The following is a 6,043-nucleotide window of genomic DNA, read 5'->3' as shown; positions in this document are numbered from 1 at the left end:
AGCACGGCCAGCGCCACGCCCACGATCCAGGCGATCACGCGGTACCGGGTAAGGGCTCCGCCCACCGTCGTCCGTCCTTCCGCACCGGCCTCAGCCGGGATAGTCGCCGGGCCTCGCGCCCGGATTGGCGTTCAACCATGTCAGGTAGCGGTTGTACTCGGTCAGGTCCGCGTCGTCCGGGGCGTGGACCGGAGCCGGCACCCGGGCCACCCGCACCGGGCGGCGTACCGCCGGGGCACCCGGCTCCGGCGCGGTGCCACCGGCCGTCTCCGGCGCGGCGACGGCCGGGCCGCGCAGCGTGTGCCGGACCTCACGCCACCAGACGAAGACCACGAAGCCGGCGAAGATCGGCCACTCCACGGCGTACGCCCAGCTCAGCGTGTTGCCCGAGGCCGCCCGGCTGATCTGCCACCAGCCCAGCGCCAGGAAACCGACGACCAGCACGACCATGGCCACGTGGCGGGCGATCCACGCCGGTGTCCAGAGCCGTTTCATGGCATCGAGCGTACCGGGACGGCCGGGCGTCTCCGACGCGGTGTCGTAGGAGGGTTTGGTGACACCCCGGCTGGGCATCCGTCTAGATGCCAGCCCGAACGAGCCCGAGGGGGCGACATGACCGAATCAGTACGCCAGTCCGGTGACGTCAGCCCGGAGCAGCGGATGACGGAGTGGGACGGTGACCACGCCCACGACACGTCGGCCTCCGGCGCGCACGTCGACGGTGAGCTGCTCGGGGTGGACCCGGCGGAGCTGGACGACGAGGACCTGATCCGGGAGCTGCAGAGCCTGCACCGCACCCGGCTGGACACGCTGCGCCACGCGGCCGACTCCGCGCTCGCCAACCACCTGCGCCGCACCGCCGAGCTGGAGACCGAGTACCTGGCCCGGCACCCCGGGCGCGAGGTGGACCCGAGCCGGCTGCGGGACGCCTGATGGGCACGCACGCCGAGCGCGGGATGTCCGCGCCGCCCGAGGTGGTGTTCAACACCGCGACCGACCCGGACCGGGCCTCGGCCTGGCTGCCGGAGCCGCTGCGGTCCGACGGTGGGGAGCGCCCCCAGGCCAGCGCCGACGACCTGCGGGCCCGGTGGAGCAGCGACTCCGCCCCCGGGTGGTCGGCGGAGATCCAGGTGGAGCAGGCCGACGCCGGCGGGTCCCGGGTCCGCCTCGACCTCACCGGCGGGGACAACGGCCTGGCCGACGAGACCCTGGCCAACCTCGCCCGCGAGGTGGCCGACAACCTGACCGCGGGTTGAGCGGAACGTGACGAACAACGAGGAGACGTGGTGACCCAGGGCGGCCTGAAGCAGAAGGTGGCGCGGCTGCGCCAGGCGTACGCGCCGCACGAGCACCGGCCGCTGGGCGGTTACCTGGCCGCGATGGGCACGTACGCCACGGTCACCGCGTCCCTGGCCGGCGTGGTCCGGGCGACCGGCCGGCCGGTGCCGGACGGCCCGCCCCGGCCGACGTGGTGCTGCTCTCCATCGCCACGCACAAGCTCAGCCGGCTGCTCTCCAAGGACGCGATCACCAGCCCGTTGCGAGCCCCGTTCACCCGCTACGACCACCCGATCGGCAGCGGCGAGGTGATGGAACACGTCCGGGACCGGGGCAGCTCGACCCGGCACGCCATCGGCGAGCTGCTGAGCTGCCCGTTCTGCCTGGCCGTCTGGGTGGCCACCGGCCTCACTGGCGGCCTGGTGCTCGCGCCCCGGCTGACCCGGCTGGTGGCCACCGCGCTGACCGCGGTCGCCGCCTCGGACTTCCTCCAGATGGGGTACGCCGTCGCCCAGCGGGCCGCCGAGGGCGGGGACCACGACGAGAACTGACCCGTACGCGAAGGGGGCCGGCGCGGCGCCGGCCCCCTTTCGCGTCGTTCGCGTCGTCCCGCTCAGGTCGGGGTGGTGCCGTGGTCCTCGCCGGCCCAGCCGCGCGAGGCCTCCGGCTCACGCTCGTCGGAGTCCTCGTCGGTGATCACGTCGCGGTCGACCGCGGTGCGGTCGTGCTCGTTGGCGAAGTCCGGCTCGGGGGTGGTGTCCCGGCCCTCCGGGGGCTGGCCGAGCGCCGGCACGGACTCGTGCTCGTGCCCCTCGTGGTGCGTCATGCCGTCGTCCTCTCGTCGTCCTCGTCCACCCCCGTGCGTCGCGCGCTCAGGCCACCGAACCACCCAGCAGGTCGGCCGCCTCGTCCGCCGCGTACTCGCCCTGCGGGAGCGCGGCGATCCGGGCGAGCAGCGTCGGCGGCAGCTCCGCGGCGACCGCCCGGCGGTAGATGTCCGCCTGGCTGATCCGCTCCTGGCCGTGGTAGATGTCGTCGAGCAGCTCGTCGAGCTGCCGGGTGTCGACCTCGTCGGTCACCGGTGCGTCATCGGTCACTCCGCCCAGCTACCCCCGCCCGAATCGCCCAAACCCGTGCAGAGGCTGTCGGGTCTCCCGACAGCCGCTCAGGCGGGGGTCGGCAGGGTCGCCCGACGGGCCCGGACGGCGGCGGCCAGGTGGTCCAGGACCTCGGCCGTGGTGTCCCAGCCGAGGCAGGCGTCGGTGACCGAGCGGCCGTAGGTCAGCTCCCGGGTCGGGTCCAGGTCCTGGCGGCCTTCGAGCAGGAAGCTCTCCAGCATGATGCCGACGATCCCGCGCTGCCCGGCCGCGAGCTGGGCGGCCACGTCGGCGGCGACCTTCGGCTGGTTGCGGTGGTCCTTGCCGCTGTTGGCGTGGCTGGCGTCGACCACCAACCGCTCGGGCAGGCCGGCGGCCCGCAGCAGGTCCAGCGCGCCCGCCACCGACTCCGCGTCGTAGTTCGGCCGGCCGCCGCCGCCGCGCAGCACCAGGTGCCCGTCGGCGTTGCCCCGGGTGTGCATGATCGCCGGGGTGCCGGAGACGTCGATGCCGGGGAAGACGTGCGGCACACCGGCCGCCCGGATCGCGTCCACCGCCGTGCCGATGCTGCCGTCCGGGCGGTTCTTCATGCCGATCGGCATGGACAGCCCGGAGGCGAGCTGCCGGTGCACCTGGCTCTCCACCGTCCGGGCGCCGATCGCGCCCCAGGCCACCGTGTCGGCGATGTACTGCGGGGTGATCGGGTCCAGGAACTCGCAGCCCACCGGCAGGCCGAGGCGGAGCACGTCCAGCAGCAGCGCCCGGGCGGTCCGCAGGCCGAGGTTGACGTCGCCGGAGCCGTCCAGCGCCGGGTCGTTGATCAGGCCCTTCCAGCCCACCGTGGAACGCGGCTTCTCGAAGTAGACCCGCATCACCACCAGCAGGTCGTCGGCGTGCCGGTCGGCGGCCTCGCGCAGCAGGTGGGCGTACTCCAGGGCGGCGGCCGGGTCGTGCACCGAGCAGGGGCCGACCACCACCAGCAGGCGGTCGTCGGCGCGGTCCAGCACCCGGCCGACCGCACGTCGGCCGGCCAGCACGGCCGAGGCGAGCGGGGCGCGCAGGGGCAGGTCGTGCAGGAGCAGGGCGGGCGTGGTCAACGGCACGACGCGATCGATCCGTTGGTCGATGACGGCGTCGTTCTCCGGGGTGGTCACGGTGGGCATCCTCTCGCCGACCGTGCCCGGGGCCGGTGCCCGGGTGGAGCCGGCTGCTCGTACGCAGAAGGGCAGGAGCGGAAGCTCCTGCCCGGCCGGCTCGAAAACGAAGGTGACGTCAGCTCATGGCGAGGTCACCGGCGTCGGAGCCGGCTGCCTAAACCATCGATACGAGCGCGTCACGTCGGCCAGCGTACCCGACCGGACGGGCAAGGCTCACCGCGGCGTCCGGAAACTCTCGCCCGATGTTTACCCCCATCGATGCCACCACCGGTAACTTCATCAGCACCGCTCGCATCCCCCGGAGGTAACCGATGGACCGTCGTACCGTCCTGCGCGCCACCGCTGCCGGCGGGGCCGCCGCCTTCGCCGGCAGCCTCTGGTCCGGCGCCGCGCTCGCCGCCCCGGCCCAGCCGGGCGTCGGCCCGTACGGGCCGCTCGGCACCGCCGACGCCCGCGGCCTCCAGTTGCCCGCCGGCTTCACCAGCCGGATCGTCGCCCGGTCCCGGCAGGTCGTGGCCGGCACCTCGTACACCTGGCACGACGCCCCGGACGCGGCGCCTGCTTCGCCGCCGGTACCGGTTGGATCTACGTCTCGAACTCGGAGATCGCCACCACCGGCGGCGCCTCGGCGATCCGGTTCAACGCCGACGGCACGATCGCCTCGGCGTACCGGATCCTGTCCAACACCAACCGCAACTGCGCCGGTGGGGCGACCCCGTGGGGGACCTGGCTCTCCTGCGAGGAGGTCAGCCGGGGCTACGTCTACGAGACGTACCCGCAGGGCGGCCGGGCCGCGGTGCGCCGGCCGGCGCTGGGCCGCTTCAACCACGAGGCGGCGGCGGCCGACCCGGTCCGTCAGGTGATCTACCTGACCGAGGACGAGACCAGCGGCTGCTTCTACCGGTTCCGCCCCACGGTCTGGGGCGACCTCTCCGCCGGCATCCTGGAGGTGCTGGTCGCCGGCACCGCCACCAGCGGCCCGGTGAGCTGGGCGCGGGTGCCCGACCCGGACGGCTCGCCGACCTACACCCGCCAGCAGGTCTCCGGCGCGAAGAAGTTCAACGGCGGCGAGGGCTGCTGGTACGCCGACGGCACCTGCTGGTTCACCACAAAGGGCGACAACCGGGTCTGGGCGTACGACGCGGTCAACCAGCGGCTCGACCTGGCGTACGACGACTCGCTGGTGACCGGCGGCGCCGCGCCGCTGACCGGGGTGGACAACATCACCGGCACCCGCTCCGGCGACCTCTACGTTGCCGAGGACGGCGGCAACATGGAGATCGTTTTAATCACTCCGGACGCCGTTGTCGCGCCCTTCGTCAGGCTTATCGGGCAGTCCTCGTCGGAGATCACCGGCCCGGCGTTCTCCCCGGACGGCAGCCGGCTCTACTTCTCGTCGCAGCGCGGCACCGCCGGCTCCTCCTCCGGCGGGATCACCTACGAGGTGCGCGGCCCGTTCCGCTGAACCTCCGGCCCGGCCGGGCCGCGCCGGGCGGTGCCCGGACCAGCCCACGGGCGATCTTGTGGCGTGTCGGGCGGGCCGGCGGGGTATGAGGCTCGGCATGAGCCACGAGCAGAGCGACCAGGAACGGGTGGAGTCCCGGGCCCACCTGCTGCCCGAGGAAGCGGCGGTCGGCAGCGACGACCCGCAGGCGCAGGCCGACGCGATCCTCACCGAGTCCGACATCCGGGAGGAGGACCGCAACGCCGCCCCCGACACGGTGCTGGAGCACCGCACCTCCGATCAGACCGCGACCCCGATCGAGCCCCCCGACTGATCGACCGCCCCCCGGGCCCGGCGGGAACCCCGGTAGGTCTGCTCCCGTAACCAGGCGAGCGGACCCACCGCCCGCAGCCCCGCCGGCAGGTTCCGTACCGGGTCGAAGGCCAGCGCGGCGTCCGTCCGAGCGTCCAGTTGCCCGCCGAGGGTGACCTGGCCGAACGGCCGCCACGGCCCGACGGCGGACGCGACCGCGAGCACCAGCCGCGGCGCGTCCGCCCGGGTGGCCGCGGCCACCTCGGCCAGACTCCGGCCCAGGTCGGGGGAGTCCGGGTCGGCCAGCGCCGCCAGCCACAGCCGCCGCGGCCCGACCCGGAACGGCATGAGCGTGCTGTACGTCCCGGCGACGCGCCGCCGGGGCAGCGGCACGTTGCGCAGCACCGGGGCGGCCCCGCTGGAGCTGACCAGCAGGTCGAACGCCCGGGCGTCGGCCAGGTGCAGCCGGACCGCCAGCCCCAGCACGTCGGGCCAGCCGTCCGGGGTGGGTACGCCCCGGGAGAACCGGACGGTGGCGCGGTGTCGGCCCGGCTCGTCGAGCAGCGTGACGCCGGTCGGCGGTCCGGGCGTACCCCAGATCATCACCTCGGCGGTGAACGAGCGGCCGGTCGGGTGCAGCAGGCGGGCTCGACGCCGCGCGGCCGGGACGTCGCCGCCTCCACCGTGCTCATTGCCTGGCGCAATCCGTGGCACTACGTTCACCTGATGCCGTTTGGCCGGTCGTCAGTCGTGGCC

The 6,043-nt window shown here is 74.2% G+C and carries 8 protein-coding genes and 2 pseudogenes; 5 read left to right on the top strand and 5 right to left on the bottom strand.

Annotated features, from left to right (window positions below; genetic code table 11):
- Nucleotides 1–90 precede the first annotated feature (90 nt).
- Complete coding sequence (locus tag JNW89_RS24965; RefSeq protein WP_238449937.1) at nt 91–495, bottom strand: hypothetical protein; 405 nt, start codon at nt 493–495, stop codon at nt 91–93.
- 117 nt (nt 496–612) lie between these two features.
- On the opposite strand from JNW89_RS24965, the gene JNW89_RS24960 reads away from it, so the two are divergent.
- From JNW89_RS24960 to JNW89_RS24950, 3 genes and pseudogenes are all read left to right on the top strand, one after another.
- Entirely contained in the window at nt 613–933 is a 321-nt protein-coding gene (locus tag JNW89_RS24960) for a DUF6158 family protein (RefSeq protein WP_238449938.1), read from the top strand.
- On the top strand, nt 933–1,256 hold the full coding sequence (locus JNW89_RS24955; protein ID WP_238449939.1) for a hypothetical protein: 324 nt from the start codon (nt 933–935) through the stop codon (nt 1,254–1,256). Before JNW89_RS24960 ends, JNW89_RS24955 begins: the two co-directional genes overlap by 1 nt.
- 30 nt (nt 1,257–1,286) lie before the next feature.
- Nucleotides 1,287–1,828, top strand: a pseudogene (locus JNW89_RS24950) (DUF1360 domain-containing protein).
- A 62-nt stretch (nt 1,829–1,890) separates the two neighbouring features.
- On the opposite strand, the gene JNW89_RS24945 reads toward JNW89_RS24950, so the two are convergent.
- The 3 genes from JNW89_RS24945 to JNW89_RS24935 form a co-directional block, all read right to left on the bottom strand.
- A complete protein-coding gene (locus JNW89_RS24945; RefSeq protein WP_238449940.1) occupies nt 1,891–2,103 on the bottom strand; it encodes a hypothetical protein in 213 nt (70 codons plus the stop codon).
- A 46-nt stretch (nt 2,104–2,149) separates the two neighbouring features.
- The gene (locus tag JNW89_RS24940; protein ID WP_238449941.1) at nt 2,150–2,374 is read right to left on the bottom strand and encodes a hypothetical protein; all 225 of its coding nucleotides are present in this window, start codon (nt 2,372–2,374) and stop codon (nt 2,150–2,152) included.
- Between the two features lie 68 nt (nt 2,375–2,442).
- A complete protein-coding gene (locus JNW89_RS24935; RefSeq protein ID WP_238450738.1) occupies nt 2,443–3,537 on the bottom strand; it encodes a 3-deoxy-7-phosphoheptulonate synthase in 1,095 nt (364 codons plus the stop codon).
- A 305-nt stretch (nt 3,538–3,842) separates the two neighbouring features.
- On the opposite strand from JNW89_RS24935, the pseudogene JNW89_RS24930 reads away from it, so the two are divergent.
- Together JNW89_RS24930 and JNW89_RS24925 are read left to right on the top strand one after the other, a co-directional pair.
- Nucleotides 3,843–4,996, top strand: a pseudogene (locus JNW89_RS24930) (alkaline phosphatase PhoX).
- Nucleotides 4,997–5,093: 97 nt separating this feature from the next.
- Nucleotides 5,094–5,309, top strand: coding sequence for a hypothetical protein (locus JNW89_RS24925; protein ID WP_238450736.1), 216 nt, complete (start codon nt 5,094–5,096; stop codon nt 5,307–5,309).
- Here the strand turns inward: JNW89_RS24925 and JNW89_RS24920 are convergent.
- A complete protein-coding gene (locus JNW89_RS24920) occupies nt 5,276–5,890 on the bottom strand; it encodes a phosphodiesterase (RefSeq protein ID WP_238450735.1) in 615 nt (204 codons plus the stop codon). The genes JNW89_RS24925 and JNW89_RS24920 overlap by 34 nt on opposite strands.
- Nucleotides 5,891–6,043 lie beyond the last annotated feature (153 nt).

This window comes from Micromonospora sp. 4G55 (assembly GCF_016803375.1).
The sequence above is the reverse complement of the archived record's forward strand: the minus strand, read 5'-3'. Positions and strand labels throughout refer to the sequence as shown.

Excerpts from the sequence above, each read along its gene's own strand:
- JNW89_RS24965 (WP_238449937.1), bottom strand. The coding sequence starts at position 495 with ATGAAACGGCTCTGGACACCGGCGTGGATCGCCCGCCACGTGGCCATG.
- JNW89_RS24960 (WP_238449938.1), top strand. The coding sequence starts at position 613 with ATGACCGAATCAGTACGCCAGTCCGGTGACGTCAGCCCGGAGCAGCGG.
- JNW89_RS24955 (WP_238449939.1), top strand. The coding sequence starts at position 933 with ATGGGCACGCACGCCGAGCGCGGGATGTCCGCGCCGCCCGAGGTGGTG.
- JNW89_RS24945 (WP_238449940.1), bottom strand. The coding sequence starts at position 2,103 with ATGACGCACCACGAGGGGCACGAGCACGAGTCCGTGCCGGCGCTCGGC.
- JNW89_RS24935 (WP_238450738.1), bottom strand. The coding sequence starts at position 3,537 with ATGCCCACCGTGACCACCCCGGAGAACGACGCCGTCATCGACCAACGG.
- JNW89_RS24925 (WP_238450736.1), top strand. The coding sequence starts at position 5,094 with ATGAGCCACGAGCAGAGCGACCAGGAACGGGTGGAGTCCCGGGCCCAC.
- JNW89_RS24920 (WP_238450735.1), bottom strand. The coding sequence starts at position 5,890 with ATGATCTGGGGTACGCCCGGACCGCCGACCGGCGTCACGCTGCTCGAC.